The sequence below is a fragment of the Pedobacter humicola genome, assembly GCF_056490705.1.
Map to the genome: position 1 here is coordinate 195,073 of NZ_JBWJIG010000011.1, position 23,746 is coordinate 218,818.

The following is a 23,746-nucleotide window of genomic DNA, read 5'->3' on the forward strand; positions in this document are numbered from 1 at the left end:
TCTAATAGCTTTTTACAATATTAATCTTTGTTTTTGAGTGTTTTAAGTACACTAAGCACCCAGCCTCTGCCCCACTCTTCCATTTGTTCGTCCGTCCATAAAAAAGGATAAAAGATTCTCTTTTGAAAACGCGGAGGCAGGTATTTCTGCCAATTGGTACCACCAGTTGCCGCCACGTCGACAGGATCTTTCTCCAGATAACGTACTGCTGATTTGTAGTGTGATAAAGGCCATTCTACATTTACGTATAAATCCAGCTTGCGCAACTCTTCTGCAAGCGCAGATACATCGGCTCCATTTGCCTGTAACTGATGATATAAGGCGGAGAAATTGGTTAAAGAACGATCTTTTGCCAACTGCAAAAATTGTGCAGCATACTTTTTGATAAACTGTTTTAAGGTTAAGGTCTGTTTGCCCGAAGCCAGTTCGGTAGCGCCAAATTTCCAATAGATATTTTCAAACTGCTCTTCTATCGTTGCCATACTTAATTCTTCGCGTTTAGATTTATCCACCAGGCGGATAAAATCAGTAGCACAAATTTCGATCATCCTGTACTGGCCGGATTGGAAACCACTTGCAGGCAATAGCGACATACGGAATTTTAGAAACTGTTCTTTTTCCATTCCATCTACCATCACTTCGAAAGAAGTGGTTAAGGCATTGAAATAAGCATTGATGCGTTTTACACGGGCAGTAAAAAATTCGGCTGTTAAATTTTCATGTTCAGCAATTTGTCTGCACTCGTGCAGCGCAAGCTTAAAATAAAGCTCGGTAATCTGATGGTACATGATAAAGATCTCCTCATCAGGAATTGGTGTTTTAGGACTTTGTAAACTCAGCAATGTATCCAGATGGATATAGTCCCAATAGGTGAGGAAATCGGCATATAACAGGCCGTCGAGGTATGAGGCCATATCCTGCCCCATTGCCGTGTATTTTTCTTGTAGTTGGTTTAGTTTGTCTTTTATTTCAGGTGTGAAATCCATCGTTTGAAGTTAGCTGCACAAAGGTGATAAAGATTTTGCAACAAATAACTAAATTTTATACATTTGAAACGATGGCGATGGGGTACCGCCAAAACCGCCCACAGGCTGATGACTCCTACGATTTTGATTTAAAATTGAATTTAAATGCCTGTTAAAAGACTAACAGAAGGATTTCTTCTGTCTATCAACCGCTTTATTAAGCTCGACTTCGGATTACTCCTAATTAGCACTTTAAAGTGGCTGCTGATCTCTGCCCTACTGGGTGGAATTATTGGTTCTGCCTCGGCCTTATTTCTGGTAACCTTAAACTGGGCAACCAATTACCGCGAACAAAACCTCTGGATTATTGCCTTTTTACCTGTAGCCGGTATTATGATCGGTTTGGCTTATCATTATTGGGGGGCATCGGTTGTAAAAGGAAATAATCTTTTGATAGAAGAATTGCAATCGCCCAGAAAGGTTATACCACTCGTGATGGCACCCCTCATTTTTGCCGGAACCATTATAACCCATTTATTTGGTGGTTCGGCCGGACGGGAAGGTACAGCTGTTCAGATTGGTGGAGCCTTTGCAGATCAGTTTACCAAACTGTTCAAACTTAAAGCCAGAGACAGGAAAGTGATCCTGATTTGCGGCATTAGTGCTGGCTTTGCCTCTGTTTTCGGAACGCCATTGGCGGGCGCTGTTTTCGGGCTGGAAGTTTTCGTGATTGGAAGTTTAACCTATGGTTCAATTTTCCCTTCGTTTATCACTGCAATTATTGCTGATTATGCTTGTAAGGCCTGGGGGGTTGGCCACACCCACTATTCCATATCTGTGGTACCCGAAATGAATTCAATTCATTTATTGTTATCCTTAGGTGCCGGAATATTATTTGGACTTGCTGCCAGAAGTTTTTCAGCGTTAAATCATGGCTTATCAAAGCTTTTCAGCAAAATTAAATACCCCCCGTTACGGCCATTTATTGGCGGCATTATTTTAATCGGAATCATTTACCTGATCGGAAATACGCGTTATATCGGCTTAGGCATCCCAGTTATCTCGGAAGCTTTTACGCAACAGGAAGCTTATTATACATTTGCAATTAAATTATTTTTAACCGCACTCACACTCAGTGCTGGCTTTAAGGGCGGTGAGGTTACCCCATTATTCTTTATTGGTGCAACACTGGGCAGCTTTTTAAGTTTTTTTATTCCATTACCCTATGGCTTGCTTGCAGGAATGGGTTTTGTAGCTGTTTTTGCTGGTGCAGCAAACACACCATTGGCCTGTATCTTCATGGGCGTAGAGTTATTCGGTACCTCATCCGGAATTTACATCGCGCTTGCTTGTGTTACCGCTTATCTGTTTTCAGGCCATACCGGGATTTATCGATCGCAAACCATTGGTGCGCCTAAACATTTACTGTTAAAAAGGCATCAGTTTTTGAGGTAGGGAAGAGCGTGGATAACTTTGACAACCTTCTAGCGCTTTGCTAAGAAGGCTGTCAAAGTTTATCCCGGATGAGCAGATGAAAATGATTTCCTAATAAACAATATGCATATACATCTAAAACACCGGAAAGGTAGTAATCGAATTTCTTTAGAAAAAATTTATAATTAGCATCCGACTTGAAAAGTGGTTGCCTATCGATAGATCGGTTATAAATATGATAGAATTTTCCTTCTTCAAATTTAGTGTAGTAATGTTCGGTTTTTGCCATAAGAATATTGCATAAACCAATATAATAAAAATTGATGATAAAAATTTTGACGCTTCATGAGCATACCTTCTATAAGAACTTTGACAACCTTATGGGCATATAGCCTATAAAGGTGGTCAAAGCTTCTCCATCTAATACAGCACCCTAAACTTTATCGTATGTTCAATTTTTTTAAGTGATTTAAACAATTGTTTATCGTACTGTGCATTAATATCAGTGATGGCATAACCTATTTCGGGGTTAGTCATTAAAAACTGGCTTACAATATTGATATCGTGTTTGGCAAAAACTGTATTAATTTTCGCCATGATACCGGGAACGTTTTTGTGGATGTGGATCAAACGATGCGACTTTGCAATTTTTGGCAATTGTAAATTCGGGAAGTTACTGCTTAAATAAGTTGCTCCGGTATTCATAAAATCGGCCACACGTTTTGGTATGAAATCGATATTACGTGGGTTATTCTTTGGATCGTCGAAAACTACAATGCCTTGCTTGGTGCAAATATCCAGATCAATTTTATTTTTGGCACTTCCTAAGTAACCGATTGTTTTCAGCTTGGCAGCATTTTTTAATTGTTCCTTATCTATTTTTTCTCCGTCGGCTAAAAGAATAATCCCGACATCTTTTACATATTTCTCTTCGAAAGAGGTTTTATGACGGATAGACAGACCATCATTTTTCAGGATCGAGATTGTTAACGGATCAACTTCTCCTATTACCAGACAAAGGATTCTATTTTTTGGATATGAGATGGCACGTGGAAGATCGTTTACGTATAAAAATTCGTCGAAACTCGGTGTAACGTGGTCTGCTTTTGAAACGATGCTTTCGCGTGCAATATTCTCGGTAAAGGCAAAAAACTTATTAATGATTCCGCTTTCGCGCAACTGAAAATCCGAATAACCATCTCCGATTCCGAACAGTTCGCCCTCTAGTTTTAAATGGCGGAGCAATTTCACTTTACCACCTTCCTCGCTTAAAGGATTGGCGTGATCATAATCAATAATTTTACCATCACCTGTGGTTAAAAAGGTATTGGCATAAATATTTTCTTTTTTGATGTGATACTGACTCACTACCGGGGTAATAAACTCCTTAAATCCGCCTGAAACAATTAAAACCTCGTCGGCATGTTTTTTAAAAAACTCTGCATTACGCGAAAAGGAAGTAGATACTTTCTTTTTCAAATGTTTGATCAGTTGTTTTAAATGCTCTTCATTTGCTTCGAGCAGTTTAACACGCTGAGCCAGGCTTTCGGAGAAGGAAAGTTTTCCTTCCATGGCAAAATTGGTATAGTCTTCAATTTTTTGGAAGATCGCTTCTTTGTCTGGGTGGTTCTTCAGCGAAATTCGGGCAAGTTCGTCGAGTGCTTCTACCTGGGTAAAGGTACTATCAAAATCGATGATGTAATAGGCTTTCTGTTTGGGCATTATCTTAAATGTTGGGTAATTTCTTTTATACTTTCGGCAACCGGTTTAAAGGTTATACCTGTTTCCGTTTTTACCTTATTGTTGTTATAATAGCTTAAAGTTAAACTGCTCTTTGCAGCGTCTTTTGTTATAGAAGGCTGTTTACCTGTAAATATAGAGGCAAGCTTTAAAGCCCTCCAGGCTATTCCAAGCATCCAGGGTTTTGCTTCTTTTGTTGGGGCTTTAACAGCAAAACCTTGTGCAATTTCGCCGAACAGGTCTTTATAATGATAGTCATCAGCAGAAATAATATATCGCTGTCCCGAAACTTCAGCATCCATCAACAGGATCATGGCTTTGGCTACATCTTCCACATCAACAAAACCTGAGGCACCATCAGTATAAAATGGAAAACCTCCTTTTACCAATTTAAAGATAGCCCCGCTGCCTTCGAAACCTGCATTTTTACCGATGATTACAGATGGGTTCACAATAATGGCATCCAAACCTTCAGTTATGCCCCGCCAAACTTCCATTTCACCCTCATACTTGGATAAGCCGTAAGCATGGGCTTTTGCATCATATTCCCAGAAGTCTTTCTCGGTAATTTTATGGCCTTTTTTGGCATTGCCAAGCGCAGCCACAGAGCTTACATGCAACAAACGGCAGTTATTTTCGGCGCAAAGGTTTACCATATTCGACGTTCCTTCGATATTGACATGAAAAAGCTGTTTTTTATCTTTGGGATTAAAGGATACAAATGCCGCACAATGATATACTTTAGTAATGCCTATAAAAGCATCTTCCAGCACTGAGGGTTCATTGATATCGGCTACAAACCATTCAATCAATGAAATATCTTTGATCAGCACGGGGATTTCAGATTTCTCCCGCCTTAGTGCCCGCACTGTTAAACCTTTGTCAGTTAACTGCTTAATTAATTCAGATCCTAAAAATCCAGTTCCTCCGGTTACCAGTATCATTTTATTTTTTTCGGGCTATATGTGGAAATGCGCATTCAAAAATAGATATTTGAGCCGAGAGTTTTAAATATATGTCATTAACGGATTTCTTTTCCCCGATAAACCCCGATAGTTTTACACCCAGACAAGGATTTTTTACAAGTCAGCTGGGTTTAAAAGCGCAGATTTACACTGAATCGTTTCCCGATTTTGAGGAACATACCTACGATCTGGCAATTTTTGGAGTACTGGATGGAAGAGGTGCGGTTAATAACGAAGGCACTGCCATTGCCCCGGATTATTTTAGGGAGAAATTTTACAAACTCAACGAAGGTGCTTTTACAAGCAGGATTGTTGATTTGGGCAATATTAAACATGGTGCAACCATAGCCGACACTTATATCGCCATCAAAATGGTGGTTGCTGAGCTGATCAAAAAAGACATTATTCCGATTATTATCGGTGGCGGACAGGATTTAACCTACGGACAGTATCTGGGCTATGAAGATTTGGAGCAAAAAGTAGATCTGGTTGTTATTGATAATCAATTTGACATCGGTGATGATGATCACGAGGGAATTGCGACCCGATCGGACTGTTACCTGAATAAAATTTTCCTGCATCAGCCCAATTACCTGTTCAATTTTAGCAATGTGGGTTATCAAACGTACTTTGTTAATCAGGAAAGTTTGAGTGTGATGGATAAGTTATACTTTGATGTACACCGCCTTGGTGAGTTTGCGCAGGACATTACTTTAACTGAACCCATCATCCGCAATGCAAACATGATCAGCTTTGATATGGGGGCTATCCGTTCGGCCGATGCTGCTGCAAATGCCAATACTACACCGAATGGCTTTGACGGCGAGGAGGCCTGTCGCATTGCCCGTTATGCGGGTATGAATGATAAACTGACTTCAATTGGCTTTTACGAGTTTAATCCGGCTTACGATAACAATGGGCAAACCGCTTTTTTGCTTGCCCAAATGGTATGGTATTTTATGGAAGGTTTTTATGCCCGTAAAAAGGATTTCCCACTTACACCGAAATCGCAGTTTATGATTTACAGAACCAGTTTAAAGGACGGTTCGGGCGAAATGATGTTCGTCAAGAGCAAAAAATCAGATCGCTGGTGGATGCAGGTTCCTTATCCATCGGGCCAAACTAAAAACGAGCGGTACCATCTTGTACCTTGCAGGTATGACGATTACCAGACTGCCGTTAATGGCGAAATGCCCGATCTGTGGTGGAGAACCTATCAAAAACTGAACTAAAAGCTTTTTGATCTTCAACTTGAAGCTGTGTAATTTCAACGTTAGCGTAATATATCTTTAATCATAACAAGGAATGTTGTTGAGAGCTAAATCATTAAACCGCAAAATCTATCATAATTTTACACAGCTATTTACGTTTTAGCGGAACAGATTTCTATATTTGGACAGGATTAAACTAACCTCATGAAAAAAATATTATTATCAGCGATGGCTTTATTGCCACTTGCAGCATTGGCACAGAAGCCATTTACAGTTAATGGCGATATAAAAGGATTAAAAACCGGAAACAAGGTTTATCTGATCTATCAGGGCGATGGTAAAAACATTACTGATTCTGCAACTGTAACAAACGGTGCCTTCAGCTTTAAAGGAACGTTATCAAGCCCAGCCCAGGGAAGTCTTTTTTTAAATAAAAATCCTTACGTCAACCGTCCGGCACAGGGTGAGAAACTAGATGCCTTGTCGCTATATGTGGAGCCTGGAAATATTAAACTGGCTGCAGCAGATTCATTAAAGAAAGCAACCATTACCGGTTCTCCTGTTAACGATGATGCGAAAAAACTAAATGCATTAACTAAACCGGTAGCAGATAAACTTGCAGCAATTAATGCAGAATATGCTGCTTACACTCCTGAACAAAAACAAGATAAAGCGGGCATGGCTGCTTTAGGTGCACGTTATGAAAAAGAAGCGGCTGGAATGATCCCATTGTTATTACAATTTGCAAACAGCAATCCAAAATCATTTATCAGTCTAAGTGCAATTAGCCAATTGGCTCCAGATCCTGATCAGGTTGTAGCAGCAGAAAAGGCTTTTAATGGATTGTCGCCTGAATTGAAGGCAACTTCCAGCGGTAAAAAAATCGCTCAGATATTCGAAGCTGGAAGAAAAACAGCTGTAGGTGTTATGGCAATGGATTTTACACAGCTAGATACTGCTGGCAAACCTGTAAAATTATCTGATTTTAAAGGTAAATATGTACTTGTAGATTTTTGGGCATCATGGTGCGGCCCTTGCCGTAAAGAAAACCCTAACGTAGTGGTTGCCTATAATAAATTTAAAGATAAAGGTTTTACCGTATTGGGCGTTTCATTAGACGGTGGAAATACCAGAACAACTAAAGCAGCATGGGAGAAAGCCATTGAAGCTGATCAGTTAACCTGGACGCATGTATCTGATTTAAAAGGATGGAGTAATGAGGTTGCCCAGATGTATGGCATTCAATCCATCCCCGCTAACTTCTTAATTGACCCAACAGGTAAAATTATTGCTAAAGGGTTAAGAGAACAAGCTTTACAAGATAAACTTCAGGAATTATTGGGAAGTAAATCGAAATAAAATTGTTTATTAAAGTACCCAAGAAGAAAACCCACAGATCAATTGATCTGTGGGTTTTCTTCTTTATGTGAAATCAGTTTAAACTAAATCGAAACCAATATCTTCTCTGAAATATTTTCCGTCGAAATAAATCCTGCCGGCATCAGCCGTTGCTGATTGTAAAGCCGTAAACAGATCATCTTGTAAACTTGTAATGGCAATTACCCTTCCACCGTTTGTTTTTACAACATCATTTTCTAAAAGTGTACCGGCATGGAAAGCGTTCGAATGGCGCAGGTTTTCGATTCCGGTAATGGCTTTACCTTTTAGGTAATCGCCTGGATAACCACCAGCAACAATCATTACGGTAGCTGCTGTTTTTTCAGAAATCACCAGATTAACTTCATTCAATTTTTTATCTGCTGTAGCTAAAAACAGCTCAACCAAATCGTTTTCAATCCTGGGGATTACACTTTCGGTTTCAGGATCGCCCATCCTTGCATTGTACTCAATCACAAATGGCTCTTCCCCCACTTTTATCAATCCGAAAAAGATAAAGCCCGTATAATCAATATTATCTTTCTTCAGTCCTTCAACCGTTGGTTTAATAATACGCTCTTCTACCTTGGCCAAAAACTCTGGTGTGGCAAATGGAACCGGAGAAACCGAACCCATACCGCCTGTATTTAAACCGGTATCGTTCTGGCCAATTCTTTTATAATCTTTAGCTGAAGGGAGGGTAATATAGTTTTCCCCATCGGTTAAAATAAATACGGAAAGTTCTATTCCACTTAAAAATTCTTCGATTACAACCGTTGCACCAGCCGCACCAAATTTACCACCAAGCATGAGTTTTAATTCTTCCTGGGCCTCGATGGTTTCGGTACAAATTAGTACACCTTTACCTGCTGCCAAACCATCTGCTTTTAAAACAACTGGTAATGCATGGTTTTGCAAATAAGCCAAACCATCCGCTAAGGTTTCGGGTGTGAAAGATTTTGAAGCCGCGGTAGGAATACCATGACGTTCCATAAACTGTTTGGAGAAATCTTTACTGCCTTCTAAAATGGCACCTTCTTTTTTAGGTCCGATAACAGGAATGTGTGCAATGGCTTTGTCGGCAAGGAAAAAATCGTGAATGCCATTTACTAAGGGTTCTTCTGGCCCAACAACTACCAATTGGATATTTTCGGTAAGTACTACTTTTTTAATCGAATCAAAATCGTTTACATTGATATTGATGTTGGTACCATAAGTGCCTGTACCGCCGTTACCTGGAGCAATAATCAATTTATCGCAGTGCGAAGACTGGCTCATTTTCCAGGCAAATGCACTTTCTCTGCCGCCTGAACCTAAAAGTAAGATATTCATGTGGGCAAAGATAATAAATGAGGGATGGAAAAGGCAAGATGGGTGATGGAAAATGGAAAAAGATCTATAATTGAAGAAGTAAGATGGATAACGTATTTAGAGATGGAAAACCTTTCCCTCCGCCATCATCCATTTTACTTCTTCCATCACTTTGCGCTTCTGGTCATCTGCTCCAGCATATCCCACATTTCGTTGGGAATTGCCTCTAAGCCATTCATCTGGCCTGCACCCTGTAGCCATTCGCCGCCATCTATAGTGATCACCTCTCCATTGATGTAGCCTGAGAAATCGCTCACCAGAAATGCCGCTAAGTTGGCCAGTTCCTGATGATCGCCAACTCTTTTTAAAGGTACGCGGTTTTTAAAGTCGAACTTTTTGGCCAAATCGCCTGGCAATAAACGCTCCCAGGCACCTTTGGTTGGAAACGGTCCGGGTGCAATCGCATTGGTGCGGATACCATATTTACCCCACTCTACGGCTAAAGATCTGGTTAAAGCCAAAACTCCGCCTTTTGCACAGGCCGAGGGCACAACATAGGCCGAACCGGTAAAAGCGTAAGTGGTAATAATATTTAAAACTGTTGCAGCCTGTTTTTCCTTGATCCAGTGTTTACCGAAGGTAAGTGTACAATTTACTGTTCCTTTTAAAACGATATCGATAATGGATGAAAATGCATTGGCCGACAAACGTTCGGTTGGGGAAATGAAATTACCCGCAGCATTGTTTAATAAAACATCAACCGAGCCAAATCTTTCCAAGGTTTTGGCCAGTACATTTTCTACCTGTGTTACCTCTCTCACATCACAGGCCACAGCCAACACCTTACCGCCTGTTTTTTCTTCCATCTCGTCGGCAGTTTTTTGTAATACATCTTGCTTGCGACTGGTGATCACTAAGTTTGCCCCTAATTTTAAGAAATAAACACCCATTGCTTTCCCCAGCCCGGTTCCACCACCTGTAATGACAATAGTTTTTCCTTTTAAAGCGTCTTCTCTGAGCATTGGTGAATTAAAACTGAACATAGCGGTGATGGGTTAATTGTTGAAACTGGTTAATTGGTTAGTTGTTGAGATTGTTAAATTGTTGAGAATGGTTAATTGCTAAATTGTTTGAACCGGATAATCGACTCCAAACGCCCGGCTCCGAACGCCAAATTTACTTCCGTTGCAGGTTAGCTAAAATCGTTTTCAAAATATGGCGTGTTGCCGGCGACCACCATTGGGCCAGCATTTTTTCTAAGGTAGCAGATTGATCAGCCGTTACCGCAGCAAGAAGTTCTTCGCGGATATTTAATTTACTCTGCGACCAGGTATTGCTTTCGAGTTCCATGTATTTTTTAATTTTGCGTTCGGCGGCTGTTAATAAACTTTCATTTCTTACCAACTCATCTACCAAACCCACTTTCAAAGCTTCTTCAGGGTTATAAAGTTTGCCCGACAGCAGACTCCGCGTTGCCTCGGCTTTTCCGATCCAGAAACTATATAACTGAAAAATACTGTTCGGAACGATAATCCCTACCGGAACTTCATTTAATCCAATAATATACTGTCCTTCGGCCATTACACGATAATCGCAGGCCAAAGCCATCACGCAGCCACCAGCCGGGCTATGCCCACTAATTGCGGCTACCATTGGTTTTTTAAATGAAACCATATTTGCGGTAAAACCCAAAAACAATTGCCAGAAAGATTTTGCTTCTTCCTCATTATAATTATAAAGTTCTACTAAATCGAGTCCGGCAGAAAAGAAAGGAGCTGTTCCTGTTAAAATTACACCGCCAATGTTATCATCAGCGGTGATATTTTTAAGCATATCGTCTAATTCGGTAATCAGCTCGCGGTTTAAGGCGTTCGATTTCCCTCTATCTAATGTTATGGTGGCTAAACGGTCTTTAACACTTACTTTTATTGTATTCATGTTTAAAATAGTATCAGGATTTGAGAATTAGTATCAAGATTCAATTATCGAGTATCAAGATGCCATTACCAGGACAATTATAACAAATATAATTATGCATGCATACTAATTTCAAATTTATCTATTTTTCCCTATTTAACCTCATAAGTGTAAACTTTTCTGCCCAAATGCCCCATTGCATCTATTCCTTCGATTACTACACGATAGCTTCCAGGTTCGTCGGCATTGTAAAACTCGAACCTGGCTTTCCCCTCTTTATCGGCAACCACCTGTGGATTCCAGTAAATGGTTGTTCTTAAATCGGCCCTGCTGCTTGAACTTTCCGAATCATACTTTGGCGAATAAAATTCTCTGGAGACTGTAAATCCCTTAGGATTAAAAGTTACAATTCCCGGAGCATAACGGTCGGTACTTCTACCACCGTCGCCACGTTTAGTGGTAATAATAATTACACCACCGCCACCTTGCGAACCATAAATTGCCGTATTACCGATACTTTTTAACAGTTCGATAGATTCTACATCGCTGGGGGTAACGTTATCCAGAAAATCGGCTTCCATCTGCATCCCATCAACAATAATATTGATAGGCGTATTCTGACTGCGCATTAAATAGGGCACATTTCCCCTAAATATTACTCCAGGTAAACGCCCCTGTAAACATTGAGATAAGGTAACGCAAGTAGATAACTGATCGGCTGTCATGACAAAATCTGCCCTACCGGCACCGTTCAGGTTTGATGAATTTTTAGCAGGATTTTTCTTTTCGGTAATGGTTACCTCTTCCAGTTTAATTGTCCGCTCGAGTAAGCCCAAACGGGTCATTTCGTTAAAATAGTTATCACTCTCTTTGATATACTTCATTAGCGTATTGTTCACATTAATATCGATATCGGCGCCATTTTTATTTTTGGTTACAATCTGATTAGGCACTACATCAAGGTTAATATCAACAAATTTCCTTTCGGTTTTGGTTCTTGCCTGAACCACAAATTTTGTACTGTCGCCAAAACTTAGGTTATCGAAAACAAATTTCCCTTCGGCATTGGTTACCGTATCTAAAATATACATGGTTCCTTTTGTGGCCATAAGCATTACTTTGCCACCGGGTACAGGTTTATTGCCTTTGGTTATGGTTCCACTTATGGTAATAGACTGTTCGGGTTTATAGGTAATGTTAGGCCCAACATTATTGATGATATTCTTCCAGATAAACCTTCTCCATCCCTGGGTAAGCATCAGGTTGTCGAGCTCTTTTTGTGTTTGAAGATCATCTTTTAAAAAATAATGGTTGGGTTTTTCTACGTATCCGATCAAATCGGAAGTAAGCAACAAAGAAGTAAGGATATTGGTCTCATTATCTTCATCAGGCGCTACTTTAGTGGCATTGGTAACCGCAACAGAGAAGCTGCCTAAAACCGGTTGCCCTTCATTTGCCGCATCAAAAGCGAAACTGGCCTTTCCTTTCCGGGCAGAGGAAACACCTGAGGAGTTAACTGCCAGATCAATTAAACCAGCCTTATTGTTTACAAAAACCAAACGCTCTGCAATTGGTTGGTTGCTACCCGAAAATAAGGTAAACTGAACAATCCCCGTTGGTAAATTCTTTTTGGGGATATTGGCCACCAAAACCTGCTTATCCATCTTCGCTTTTGAAACATAATATACGTTTCCGCCATGCTGCGCCACCACCTTTAGTTCTTCGCCGTTAACCAGATCGGCACTGGCCATGATTTTAAGCACAACTTTGCCGGTATCCAAACTGTTTAACGAAATGGCATAACCGCTTTTAGCTGCTACAGGCAGTTTTACGGTTTTCTGCGATCCATCTTTAAATTTAACCTTAGCAGAATACGATTTCCCGGCCTGGCTATTGAACACCAGGTTGCCCATCCCCAGGTAACCCGTTGTAAAATTGGTGATTTCGGCTCCAGCTTCGTCAACAACTACCCCTTCAACATCTTCGCCCTTTCCATTAGAATTAACGGCTTTAATGGCCACTTTTTGTGGCAGATCTTCAACCAATGTCCCTCCTTCGGGCATAAACTGAACGTCCACATCATTAGAGGTTGAGGTAATCGGGATTGATTTAATAACTTTTTGCTTGTTATCAAGGGTAATGGTGGCCACAATTTTACCCGATTTATTCTGAAATGATTGAGTATTGGTAAAATTGATTACGGCATCGCCGGCTAAACTGGTTTTAACCTTTCCCTTGGCTACCGAGCGGAAATCCAGCTGAACATCATAACTGATTTCATTTTCACTATAGGCTACCCCGTTTTTATCTTCGAAGTGCACGGTAGCAGTTACTTTATCGGCATTGTTTTCTTTGGTAAAATTATAGCTGGTTTTTGTAAAAACTTTGTTAGCCCAGCTGTTTCCGATCTTAATTGTTTTGTCGAAGAAGAATTCTGTTCCAAAATTCCGCATATAATTGGTGTACGCCCTGATGCGGTAATTGCCTTCACCGAGCGAATCGGTCAGCTTAAAATCCCCCCATGAAATACCACCCATCACAGGCAGTTTAACCAATCTTTTAAGCGAATCTTTTTCATTGATCAGCTCTACATACAGGATTTTACTAATGCCTGACGGGGCTGAAGTTTTGGTGTTCATCACATATGCTTTGAACCAAATATCATCTCCAATGGCATAATAGGGCTTATCTAAATGAAGGTGAACTTTTTCCTGAGGGTATTTGCTGGTGTAATCTTCTAATTTTTGTAAGAGCTGACTAAATGGATCATCGTCCATTTTAAATGCCGTAAAGCCGATCAATAAACAAACAAAGCTGAGTGCGAGAATAATTCTGGGTTTCATGTGGTTAGGTACAATTAAATACGCCTCAAGGTACAAAACCTAAGGCATACTTTTATGAAGTTAACATGAAAATTCGTTTTACTTCTAAGTTTTTAGTTGACGGTTTCAGGTTAACCCAATAAACATTTATCAAGGGTATGCTTATCCTGTTGATTTGGAAATGAGGGGTTCGGAACATTTGGCTTCTTCTGCCCCGCTTTTGTTTCTGCCGATGAAAAATCGGCATCCACGACAATCGGGTTTAAAGACAAGGTATAGTGGCCAGAAAACAGACCGTTGTTAATAAACCCGACAGCAGCGGTGGCTCCTGATTATTTCTATCAGGACCATAGCAAATGGCGGGACTACAGGCCGCCAAAAAAACATGCCGTTCGTTTCCAATACAATTATTCAGTTTTCAGTTGGAAATTGGCAGTTTAACAAAATAACATCTACAGTTAACCGATTTAAACAATTAACCGTTCAACCCGCGCTTTAAAACTTATTCTTCCACATCATGCTTTCTACCGGCCTGGTGGTTTTATTGTTGTATTTGGCGTTGCCTTTTGTATTGTACATGGTTTCGATCTTACCCTCAACCACAAAATAAATCAATTGACCGATCGGCATCCCTGCATAAATTTTTACAGGCTGTGCTACCGATATTTCCAATGTCCAGGTATTGCAAAAACCTACATCACCTTTACCCGCTGTTGCATGGATATCGATCCCCAAACGGCCGGTACTGCTTTTCCCTTCCAAAAATGGTACATGCCCATGCGTTTCGGTATATTCAACCGTAACCCCAAGATATAGCGTGCCGGGATGTAGGATATAGCCATCTTTCGGAATCTCAAAATGCTCGATTTCATTATGTGCCCTGGCATCCAGTACACGGCTTTTATAGGTAGCCAGATATTTCCCCAAATGAACATCATACGAGTTAGTGCCTAAACATTCGCGTTTAAAAGGCTCAATGATGATTGTTCCCTTCTCAATTTCTTCTAATATCCTGCTATCAGATAATATCATTTTTATACGTATTTTTGGCCTAAATTATCATTTATTTAAGATAATTTTGCATGTAATCTCCAATTTAATCAATGCCAATAATTTACAATAAAAATATTGATCAGCATTCTGTTTTAGCAATTTGGAAAATTGAGGAAACCGAGGAAGAATTGTTGGCCGGACTGCAGCTTAAGCAGCATGAACGTGATATCATTTCATCATTAAACAGCGGCAAACGCTTATTGCATTGGTTAAGCACAAGACTGCTGTTAAGAACCATGCTCAATACTACCGAATACATCGATTGCCAGTTTGATGAACATGGAAAACCTTATCTGGTTAATTTCGACTATCATATTTCGTTAAGCCATTCGTTCGATTATGCTGCTGTAATGATCAGCAAAGACCATCCGGTCGGTGTAGATATTGAACTGATCAAACATAAAATAAAAAGCATTAAACACAAGTTTTTGAGCGATGTAGAGCTTGCCCAAAAACAGATTGGCGACAATACGGACGGTTTATACGTGGCCTGGTGTGCCAAAGAAGCGATTTATAAATGGCATGGTAAAAAGGGACTGGAGTTTAAACAACACATCCACATCAAACCTTTTAAATTAAAAAGTGAAGGCTCTTTAAATGCAATCGTCGAACTGCCCGATGGCACCCGTGAGCTAGCCGTTAATTATTTTAAAACCAAAGATGGTTATATGCTGGGTTACGTGGCAAGCAACTTTTAAAAATACTAAGATGGACGAGACAGCGGGAAAAGTGATTGCAGCAGATTTAATTCCAACCCTATTTACGGATTGGGGCTTGACAGATTATCAGGAAGCCTGGGATAAACAGGAAGATTTATTAAATAAAACGGTGGCCGTTAAAACCGAAAACCGTGTAAACAATACCCATAAACCCACCCCTAACCACCTTATATTCTGCGAACACCCACATGTGTATACTTTGGGCAAAAGCGGGCACCCTGAAAATTTATTGCTGGATGAGCAGGGCTTAAAAGACAAGGAGGCCACCTATTACAAAATAAACCGCGGTGGGGATATTACCTATCATGGGCCTGGTCAGATTGTAGGTTATCCTATTCTTGATCTTGATAATTTCTTTACTGATATCCATTTATACCTGCGCACGCTGGAGGAAGCCGTGATCCTGACTTTAAAAGATTACGGTATTGAAGCAGGTCGTTATCCGGGTTATACGGGTGTTTGGTTAGATGCCGACAATGAAAAGGCACGTAAAATCTGTGCCATGGGCGTGCGCTGCAGTCGCTGGGTTACTATGCATGGTTTCGCTTTTAATGTAAATGTTGACCTCGATTATTTCAAAAATATTGTTCCCTGCGGTATTGACGATAAAGCGGTTACTTCTTTGGCAAATGAGCTCGGGTATCAACCAGATATAGAAGAGGTTAAAGAAAAATTAAAAAACCACATTGCCGAGCTTTTTAAAATGAGGCTGATTTAACCCGCAAACAAACTAAGTTCAAGTCTACTTCGTAAATTACACTATGAAGATTTTATTGAACGTCATTTTATTTTCTTTGCTAACTTCGGGCTGTACAAAAGAAGCGCCCATGTATACCGAACCCACTATTGATAAACCTCTAACCAACCCCGCTGCAAAGGGCAATTACACTTATCTGGCACTAGGCGATTCGTACACGATTGGCGAATCCGTTAAACAGGCAGAATCTTTCCCCTATCAACTTCAAAACCTGTTACAGGCCCAGGGTAAAAGCGTAGCCAACCCAAAAATTATCGCGGTTACGGGCTGGACTACCGACGAACTGCAATCGGCTATCAAAAAAGAGAATTTAACCGGAACATACAGCTTCGTTACGCTTTTAATCGGGGTAAACAATCAGTACCGCGGCTACCCGATAAGCACTTACAAAAAAGAGTTCGCAGAATTGTTACAAACGGCAATTGCTTTTGCAGGCGGCGACAAGAGTAAAGTTTTTGTGGTTTCTATACCCGATTGGGGTGCTACCCCTTTTGGCAAAAACTCAGGCCGCGATCCCAAGACCATTACTACTGAAATCGACAATTTTAATACCGTAAACCAGGAAATCACGCTTGCAGCGGGTGTAAACTACACCAATATTACGCCGGCCTCTAGAAACGCAGCCACCGATATTGCACTCGTTGCCAACGATGGACTGCATCCCAGTGGTAAAATGTATGCCGAATGGGCCAATGCGTTATCCACAAAAGTGGCTGATGTGTTGAAATAATTTACCCATTTATTTATTCTGTTTTTAAATTAAAAAAATTACTTTAGATTAACTATTTAAATTAATCACCTTAAAAACATTAAAAAATTATGAACGAGTATGAAGGAGGCGGATTAGCCGCAGGTATTGGCGTTGTAGGCGGAATTATTTACCTTGCGATAATTGTTGTACTAATTGCCGGCATGTGGAAAACATTCGAAAAAGCAGGAAAACCAGGCTGGGCAGCTATTATCCCGATCTACAATCTGATCATTTTATTAGAAATTATCGGCAAGCCAATGATTTGGATTTTATGGATGCTAATTCCTTGCGTGAACATTGTATTTGGAATCTGGGCAACAAACCTGTTAAGCAAAAGCTTTGGTAAATCAGAAGGTTTTACTGTGGGCTTAGTTATATTTCCTTATATTTTCTGGCCAATTTTAGGCTTTGGTCCGGCAACATATTTAGGTCCATCAGCGGCAGAAGCACAAAATGGTGGTTTTGGAAACAACCCTTTCAACAATCCAAATAACCCTTTCAACAATCCAAATAACCCGTTCAATAGTCCAAACAATCCTTTTAACAAACCAACCGACAATCAGAATACGCCTAACGATACCCCTCCACCGGTAGTTTAATTCAGGATGTTTATCATATCTATATTTTGCAGCTCAATCAACCTGTTTGATTGGCTGCAAAATCATTTAATAACCTGTCCATTTAAAGCTTTAACAGGTATCGATTGTCCAGGTTGTGGCTTTCAAAGATCATTAATTGCCCTGCTGCAGGGCGATTTATCCAAAAGCTGGTCGCTTTATCCACCAACTATTCCGTTACTGTTTTTGTTTATATCTGTTGGTTTATTGTATCAGCTGAAAGTTAAACGACACTCCCTAATCTTTAAAATACTGGTAATCGCGGTGGGTAATTTTGTAATGATCAGTTATCTGCACAAAATGTGCTTTAGTTAAACACCCATATTAGCCGTAAGGTGGTTATAATCCTTTAACACCGCCTCTAAAAACTGTAACTCGTTCATCCCGCTTGGAATATTTACGAAAATATGTGCTTTGGTTTTAGCAGCCATGGCATAAATTAAATCCGCATTCCCGGTTTGATAATAACCCGTCAGCACTTCGTGGATCAGTTCGATATCCGGATCGTTTAAATGCAAAACCTCTTTAAATTGTGGATTGTATTCTTCAGGCAAATTAAAGCTGAAGGCCACGTTGGTAAATTCGGTGCGGGGTTTAGTTTTGATTAAGGTTGTTTTAGCAAGTATATCGCCCACCCGCTGGTGGTTTTTGGTTACCGCTACCGAAACTAAGGCAACAACTCCCCAGCCAAAGGGAAAACCGAAATCGATTATCCTGAACAACCATCTAAAAATATACTGCCCAAAGGTGGGTTGCGTGCCATCAATGCTGATGACCTTTATTTTTAACACTTTTTTGCCGAGGCTCTGTCCGTCCATGGTGATCTCGCAAACCAGATCATAGAAAACAAAAATGGCCAGAAAAATAAAAAAGACAACCATCGACGCATTTCCCGACATACTCATCTGAGCCACGCCCATTAATACCAACCCTATTCCCCCTACCACCACGAAACCAGCCAGATCAATACATCTGGCGGCTATACGCTCGCCAAGGCCCGCAATTTCGTAATCAATATCAATATTTTGAGCAGTGCTAATTCTGATGCTATCCATATTCAAACATAATTTTTTTTAAAGATAATTGCTGTATATCCATCCTTAATTTTTTTAACTAAAGTTTCCTTAGATTTTCCATCTCTGTATACTTACAAATGCAACGAATATGATGTTAATTTCATTTCCATAAAAAATTAGCTATTTTAACCCAAGATTTGGTAACGCCTTAAATGAGAGAAGCATTATTTGTTAAACAGAATTCGGAAAAGTGGCAACATTACGATGCCATGCAACAGGCAAACCCTGATGAAGTGGCCAACCAGTTTATCGAAATCACCAACGACCTTGCCTACTCCAAAACATTTTATCCGAATTCTAAAACCACGGCTTATTTAAATGGTTTGGCTTCAAAACTGCATCAATCTGTTTATAAAAATAAAAAAGAGAAATCGAACAGGTTTATCAATTTCTGGAAAACAGAACTCCCCTTAATCTTTTTGCAGCATCGGAAACAGGTGTATTATGCGCTTGCTTTTTTCCTGATTTCATGTGCCATCGGTGCCTTATCGGCGAAGTATGATGATACGTTTGTGCGCCTGATTATGGGCGATGGTTATGTAAACATGACCAACGAGAACATTGCAAAAGGCGATCCTTTTGGTGTTTACAAACAACAGAACGAGTTTATGATGTTTTTTCAGATCGGCGCCAACAATATCTTTGTGGCCCTATATACTTTTGTTTTAGGCATCTTATTTTCATTTGGTTCGATCGTTTCATTATTCAGAAACGGCGTAATGCTCGGTTCATTCCAGTATTTCTTTTTTAGTAAAGGTTTGGGCCTCCAATCTGTTCTGGTAATCTGGATTCACGGAACATTAGAAATATCGGCGATCGTACTGGCCGGAGCAGCAGGATTAATTTTAGGCAACAGTCTTTTATTTCCCAAAACCTATACCCGGATGGCATCCGTAAGCAAAGGGGCAAAAGATGGATTAAAAATCGTAATCGGCCTGATCCCAATTTTTATCGTTGCCGCATTTTTTGAGAGTTTTGTTACCCGCCATACCGAAATGCCTTTAGCGCTCAGCTTACTCATATTGTTATCATCTGCAGCTTTCATCATTTGGTACGTATTTATTTATCCTATTAAAATTTATAACAAACAACCTACACTAAATTAACATGATCGGCAAAATTGAATTTAAGAAAAGAAGAGATTTTGGGCAAGTGATAAACGATACCTTTACCTTTATGCGCCAAAATTTTAAGCCGCTAATTAAGGTCTATTTTACGTTTTGCGGTTTGTTTGTTCTAGCCAGCATGTTAACCATGTTACTGCAGCAGTACAAAATGGTCAACATCATCAATACCTTTGGCAACGGAAAAACTACAGGTGGCTTAGGCTTTGGAAGGTTATATGGACTAGAATATTTCTTATCTATCCTGTTCTCGCTGGCTACCTATGCGAGTATGAGCGTTGCCATACTATCTTATATTGCTGTATATGTTCAAAAAGGCAATCATACACCTACTACAGATGAAGTTTGGGGTTATTTTAAGTATTACTTCTTCAGGATTTTTGGCAGCTCTCTCCTCTTAATGCTGCTGCTGGGTGTTGCCTTTATCTTCTGCCTGGTACCTGGATTTTGGCTATTCCCCTATATCGCCATGATTTTCCCGATTATGGTGATCGAAAACGGCACTTTGGGTTACGCATTTAGCAGAAGCTTCAAAATTATTAAAGACAATTTCTGGATTACCTTCGGAACGCTGATCGTAGTATGGATTATCGTTTACGCCTGTATGAGTATGGTGATTTTACCCACCAGTATATTTAACATGATTGGTATGTTTACCCATAAAACACCACACATGTCGGTAACGCTTACCATGATTACCACTGTGCTACAATCGCTGTGTCAGGTTTTTACCATTATCCCCATTATTACCATTTCATTGGCCTACTTCAGTTTGGTAGAGCAGAAAGAAAGCACCGGATTGATGGAACGGATCTCTAATTTTGGCAATACAGAAAAACCTATCGATACCCGACCTGAAGAATATTAAGATGCAGCGTGCTTTATTCCGATACCTTCTTGTTTTCCTGTTGTTTTTTATTCCGGTAATCAGCAATGCGCAGGCTGTAAAGCCTAAAGCAAAACCTGTGGTGATCGCAATAGATAGCGCCAAAATTACACCATCAAAATTCGATAAAAACGCCATTAGCGACTATAAAACGCAAAAAGAATTCCAGTATGATGAAATAGGCCAGCAACAACTGTCGCTGTGGGACAAATTCTGGATGTGGTTTTGGGATATGGTGGGCAGGTTATTTACCGGTGCGGCAACCAACTTTGTTTCGAGGTATATATTTATCGGACTGGGTATTGCGCTCATTTTGTACATCGTCATCAAAATCATTGGTGCCGAGAATATCTTCAGGAGAAAATCGAAGGAGACCATCCTTCCGTACGATGTAATAACCGAAAACATCCATGAGATCGATTATGAACAGGAATTGCAGCGATTAATCGGCGAAGGAAAATTCCGTTTGGCTGTGAGGCTTCTGTATTTGAGGACGCTAAAACAGCTGAGCGATGCGGATGTCATCCAATGGCAGCCTGATAAAACCAATTATAATTACCTGATGGAAATCAGTAAACCCGAACTCAGAAGTGATTTTAGCCGCCTTACCCTACAGTTTGATTATATCTGGTATGGCGATTTCCCTGTTGATGAAGGAAAATTTACGCCGATCAACCATTCGTTTAACCAGTTTAACAACCAGATTAAATGAAAGGTTATAAAGTATATCTGATCATCGGCTCCCTCTTAATTTTGGGCTATCTGGTGGCACAGTACAACAAACCCACACCTACAAACTGGGCACCCACTTATGCGGCACAGGATAAAATTCCCTATGGCACATTTATTTTGTACAACAGGATAAAAGACATTTTACCCGATGCCAATGTTCAACAGTCGAAAACAGCCATTTACAACACCATAAAAGGTAAAAAATTTAGTAAAACAGCTTATTTGATTGTGGCACAGAAAGCCGAGATCAGTAAAACGGATTTCGAACAATTGGTAAAATACATGCAAAGCGGTAATGATGTATTTATCGCCAGTTATGATCTGGGCAAAATAGAAAAAGACCTTAAAATACAAACCTCTACCTCAATGTCGGCCGAGGGAAGTAACTTAAATTTCACCAATCCAAATCTCAAAACCGATGCAAATTACGGTTTTGAAAGAGGCATCGGCAGTCAGTATTTTAGCAAGGTTGATACCGCTAAAACCACCATTCTTGGGGTAAATGCAAAGGGCCAGCCTAATTTTATCCGTTACCGTTATGGTAAGGGCAGCCTTTACCTGATTGCTGAACCCGGTTTTTACACCAACTTTAATCTGCTCGATAAATATGGGGCAGAATATGCCGCTAAAACATTAAGCTATCTGCAGGGAAATGAGCAGCTTATTTTTGATGAATATTTTGCGCTTCAGAAAAACGCCACTACCGACATCCTGAGGGTATTCTTTAAACACCCCGAACTCGAGTTTGCCTATTACCTGAGCATTTTCAGTCTGATTGTTTTTGTACTGTACGATATTAAACGCCGGCAACGGATTATCCCGATCGCAGATCCACTGACCAATACTTCGTTGGCCTTCGTTAATGTGGTGGGCAGTGTGTATTATCACGAACGGAACAACTTAGATATTGCCCTAAAAAAGATCAACTATTTTATGGAATATTTAAGGACCAGATATTACTTAAAAACCAACGATATCGACAGCAAATTCGCCCAATTGTTAATGGAAAAAACAGGCATCAACGAAGCCTTATCTAAAACCTTAACGAAGCATTTTATGCAAACGCCAGGCATGGCCGACATGAGCGATACCCAATTGATCAATTTAAACGAAAGCATAGAACAGTTTTATAAAAATACGCAAAGCAATGGAACAAGAACAGTTTAACCCACGTACCGATTTAAGTGCACTTAACGCGGCGGTAAATCAGATCAGAAACGTACTGGGGAATATCATCGTAGGCCAAAAACAGGTGATCGACTTCCTAATTGTAGGCCTTCTTGCCGATGGGCATATCCTCATTGAGGGAGTACCTGGCGTAGCCAAAACCCTTAGCGCCAAATTGCTCGCCAAATCAATTGATGCCCAATTTTCGAGGGTGCAGTTTACGCCCGACTTAATGCCCTCTGATGTTTTGGGCACACCCATATTCAACACCAAAACAGGAGATTTCGAATTCAGGAAAGGTCCGATTTTCGGCAATATTATCCTCGTTGATGAGATTAACCGTGCACCTGCCAAAACCCAGTCGGCCCTGTTCGAGGTGATGGAAGAGCGTCAGGTAACCATCGATGGCCACACCTATATCATGGACGAACCCTTTATGGTACTGGCCACACAAAACCCTATCGAACAGGAAGGCACTTACCGTTTACCCGAAGCCCAGCTGGATCGCTTTCTTTTCAAAATAGAGGTTAAATACCCTACGTTAGAAGAAGAAACAGCAATTTTAATGGCACAGCACACTTTGGTAAATAAAACCTTATTAAGCGAGGTAAAACCGGTATTATCCGTACAACAGATACAAGAGGCGAGGGCCATTATCCGTAATTTATTTGTAGAGCCTAAATTATTGGAGTTTATCGCTAAAATCGTAAACGAAACCCGCAACAACTCGTCGCTTTATCTGGGCGCTTCGCCAAGGGCATCCTTAGCCATTGTACACAGTGCAAAAGCTTTTGCAGCCATACAGGACAGAGACTTTGTGACACCCGAAGATATTATTGCCGTTGCAGGTCCGGTTTTGGCGCACCGGATATTGTTATCGCCCGAAAAAGAAATGGAAGGACTCACTACAAGCGATATCGTGAATCAGATTATTAAGAAGATTGAAGTACCAAGGTAATCCGCAGTCGCTAATCCATAGTCTTGAGTCTTATTTAATGATTACAATTAACCTCTTGAGTTTGGAGTTGAGCGTTGGGCGTCGATTAACCGGTTTTCAGTTGGCAGTTTTCAATTTACAGTTTATAATTCAATTAACCAGTTTAAACAATTAACCAATTAACC

General features: G+C 40.3%; 22 protein-coding genes and 1 riboswitch. Of the genes, 13 read left to right on the forward strand and 9 right to left on the reverse strand.

What is annotated here, in order from left to right:
* Window positions 1-20: 20 nt before the first annotated feature.
* Window positions 21-986 (reverse strand): tryptophan 2,3-dioxygenase family protein, encoded by a 966-nt coding sequence (locus AC04Q1_RS17755; protein ID WP_478365912.1) that lies wholly within the window; start codon window positions 984-986, stop codon window positions 21-23.
* 64 nt (window positions 987-1,050) lie between these two features.
* Window positions 1,051-1,111: riboswitch (Fluoride riboswitch) on the forward strand.
* Between the two features lie 19 nt (window positions 1,112-1,130).
* On the opposite strand from AC04Q1_RS17755, the gene AC04Q1_RS17760 reads away from it, so the two are divergent.
* Window positions 1,131-2,420, forward strand: coding sequence for a voltage-gated chloride channel family protein (locus tag AC04Q1_RS17760; protein ID WP_478365913.1), 1,290 nt, complete (start codon window positions 1,131-1,133; stop codon window positions 2,418-2,420).
* A gap of 399 nt (window positions 2,421-2,819) precedes the next feature.
* Here the strand turns inward: AC04Q1_RS17760 and AC04Q1_RS17765 are convergent, their stop codons facing one another.
* Both AC04Q1_RS17765 and AC04Q1_RS17770 read right to left on the reverse strand, forming a co-directional pair.
* Window positions 2,820-4,121, reverse strand: coding sequence for an HAD-IB family phosphatase (locus AC04Q1_RS17765; RefSeq protein WP_478365914.1), 1,302 nt, complete (start codon window positions 4,119-4,121; stop codon window positions 2,820-2,822).
* Window positions 4,121-5,083, reverse strand: a complete 963-nt coding sequence (locus AC04Q1_RS17770; protein ID WP_478365915.1) for an NAD-dependent epimerase/dehydratase family protein — start codon at window positions 5,081-5,083, stop codon at window positions 4,121-4,123. The genes AC04Q1_RS17765 and AC04Q1_RS17770 overlap by 1 nt, the downstream gene beginning before the upstream one ends.
* 71 nt (window positions 5,084-5,154) lie before the next feature.
* Here AC04Q1_RS17770 and AC04Q1_RS17775 point away from each other — a divergent pair, with 71 nt between their 5' ends.
* Together AC04Q1_RS17775 and AC04Q1_RS17780 are read left to right on the forward strand one after the other, a co-directional pair.
* A complete protein-coding gene (locus AC04Q1_RS17775; RefSeq protein ID WP_478365916.1) occupies window positions 5,155-6,336 on the forward strand; it encodes a formimidoylglutamase in 1,182 nt (393 codons plus the stop codon).
* A gap of 183 nt (window positions 6,337-6,519) precedes the next feature.
* Window positions 6,520-7,674 (forward strand): redoxin domain-containing protein, encoded by a 1,155-nt coding sequence (locus AC04Q1_RS17780; RefSeq protein ID WP_478365917.1) that lies wholly within the window; start codon window positions 6,520-6,522, stop codon window positions 7,672-7,674.
* Between the two features lie 78 nt (window positions 7,675-7,752).
* Here AC04Q1_RS17780 and purD read toward each other — a convergent pair whose 3' ends face one another.
* From purD to dcd, 5 genes are all read right to left on the reverse strand, one after another.
* Window positions 7,753-9,024, reverse strand: a complete 1,272-nt coding sequence (gene purD / locus AC04Q1_RS17785; protein WP_478365918.1) for a phosphoribosylamine--glycine ligase — start codon at window positions 9,022-9,024, stop codon at window positions 7,753-7,755.
* Window positions 9,025-9,170: 146 nt separating this feature from the next.
* Window positions 9,171-10,025 carry an SDR family oxidoreductase gene (locus AC04Q1_RS17790; protein WP_478365919.1) on the reverse strand — a complete coding sequence of 285 codons (855 nt, stop codon included), beginning with the start codon at window positions 10,023-10,025 and terminating at the stop codon, window positions 9,171-9,173.
* Window positions 10,026-10,179: 154 nt separating this feature from the next.
* A complete protein-coding gene (locus tag AC04Q1_RS17795) occupies window positions 10,180-10,941 on the reverse strand; it encodes an enoyl-CoA hydratase/isomerase family protein (protein WP_478365920.1) in 762 nt (253 codons plus the stop codon).
* Window positions 10,942-11,072: 131 nt separating this feature from the next.
* A complete protein-coding gene (locus tag AC04Q1_RS17800; RefSeq protein ID WP_478365921.1) occupies window positions 11,073-13,763 on the reverse strand; it encodes a carboxypeptidase-like regulatory domain-containing protein in 2,691 nt (896 codons plus the stop codon).
* A gap of 474 nt (window positions 13,764-14,237) precedes the next feature.
* Window positions 14,238-14,774 carry a dCTP deaminase gene (dcd, locus tag AC04Q1_RS17805; protein ID WP_478365922.1) on the reverse strand — a complete coding sequence of 179 codons (537 nt, stop codon included), beginning with the start codon at window positions 14,772-14,774 and terminating at the stop codon, window positions 14,238-14,240.
* Window positions 14,775-14,845: 71 nt separating this feature from the next.
* On the opposite strand from dcd, the gene AC04Q1_RS17810 reads away from it, so the two are divergent.
* The 5 genes from AC04Q1_RS17810 (at window position 14,846) to AC04Q1_RS17830 (ending at window position 17,954) form a co-directional block, all read left to right on the forward strand.
* On the forward strand, window positions 14,846-15,493 hold the full coding sequence (locus tag AC04Q1_RS17810; RefSeq protein ID WP_478365923.1) for a 4'-phosphopantetheinyl transferase family protein: 648 nt from the start codon (window positions 14,846-14,848) through the stop codon (window positions 15,491-15,493).
* A 10-nt stretch (window positions 15,494-15,503) separates the two neighbouring features.
* The gene (gene lipB, locus AC04Q1_RS17815; RefSeq protein ID WP_478365924.1) at window positions 15,504-16,232 is read left to right on the forward strand and encodes a lipoyl(octanoyl) transferase LipB; all 729 of its coding nucleotides are present in this window, start codon (window positions 15,504-15,506) and stop codon (window positions 16,230-16,232) included.
* 43 nt (window positions 16,233-16,275) lie between these two features.
* Complete coding sequence (locus AC04Q1_RS17820; RefSeq protein ID WP_478365925.1) at window positions 16,276-17,001, forward strand: SGNH/GDSL hydrolase family protein; 726 nt, start codon at window positions 16,276-16,278, stop codon at window positions 16,999-17,001.
* An 89-nt stretch (window positions 17,002-17,090) separates the two neighbouring features.
* A complete protein-coding gene (locus tag AC04Q1_RS17825) occupies window positions 17,091-17,621 on the forward strand; it encodes a DUF5684 domain-containing protein (protein ID WP_478365926.1) in 531 nt (176 codons plus the stop codon).
* Between the two features lie 6 nt (window positions 17,622-17,627).
* A complete protein-coding gene (locus AC04Q1_RS17830) occupies window positions 17,628-17,954 on the forward strand; it encodes a DUF2752 domain-containing protein (RefSeq protein ID WP_478365927.1) in 327 nt (108 codons plus the stop codon).
* Here AC04Q1_RS17830 and AC04Q1_RS17835 read toward each other — a convergent pair.
* On the reverse strand, window positions 17,951-18,694 hold the full coding sequence (locus tag AC04Q1_RS17835; RefSeq protein WP_478365928.1) for an RDD family protein: 744 nt from the start codon (window positions 18,692-18,694) through the stop codon (window positions 17,951-17,953). The two genes, AC04Q1_RS17830 and AC04Q1_RS17835, sit on opposite strands and share 4 nt — an antisense overlap.
* 173 nt (window positions 18,695-18,867) lie before the next feature.
* Between AC04Q1_RS17835 and AC04Q1_RS17840 the strand changes: the two genes are divergently transcribed.
* The 5 genes from AC04Q1_RS17840 (at window position 18,868) to AC04Q1_RS17860 (ending at window position 23,582) form a co-directional block, all read left to right on the forward strand.
* Window positions 18,868-19,821: a stage II sporulation protein M gene (locus tag AC04Q1_RS17840; RefSeq protein ID WP_478365929.1), complete on the forward strand. Its 954-nt coding sequence runs from the start codon at window positions 18,868-18,870 to the stop codon at window positions 19,819-19,821.
* A 148-nt stretch (window positions 19,822-19,969) separates the two neighbouring features.
* Window positions 19,970-20,707, forward strand: a complete 738-nt coding sequence (locus AC04Q1_RS17845; protein ID WP_478365930.1) for a hypothetical protein — start codon at window positions 19,970-19,972, stop codon at window positions 20,705-20,707.
* Complete coding sequence (locus AC04Q1_RS17850) at window positions 20,661-21,437, forward strand: DUF4129 domain-containing protein (protein ID WP_478365931.1); 777 nt, start codon at window positions 20,661-20,663, stop codon at window positions 21,435-21,437. The genes AC04Q1_RS17845 and AC04Q1_RS17850 overlap by 47 nt, the downstream gene beginning before the upstream one ends.
* Window positions 21,434-22,624, forward strand: coding sequence for a DUF4350 domain-containing protein (locus AC04Q1_RS17855; RefSeq protein ID WP_478365932.1), 1,191 nt, complete (start codon window positions 21,434-21,436; stop codon window positions 22,622-22,624). The genes AC04Q1_RS17850 and AC04Q1_RS17855 overlap by 4 nt, the downstream gene beginning before the upstream one ends.
* Window positions 22,605-23,582 carry an AAA family ATPase gene (locus AC04Q1_RS17860; RefSeq protein ID WP_478365933.1) on the forward strand — a complete coding sequence of 326 codons (978 nt, stop codon included), beginning with the start codon at window positions 22,605-22,607 and terminating at the stop codon, window positions 23,580-23,582. The genes AC04Q1_RS17855 and AC04Q1_RS17860 overlap by 20 nt, the downstream gene beginning before the upstream one ends.
* The last annotated feature ends 164 nt before the right edge of the window (window positions 23,583-23,746 follow it).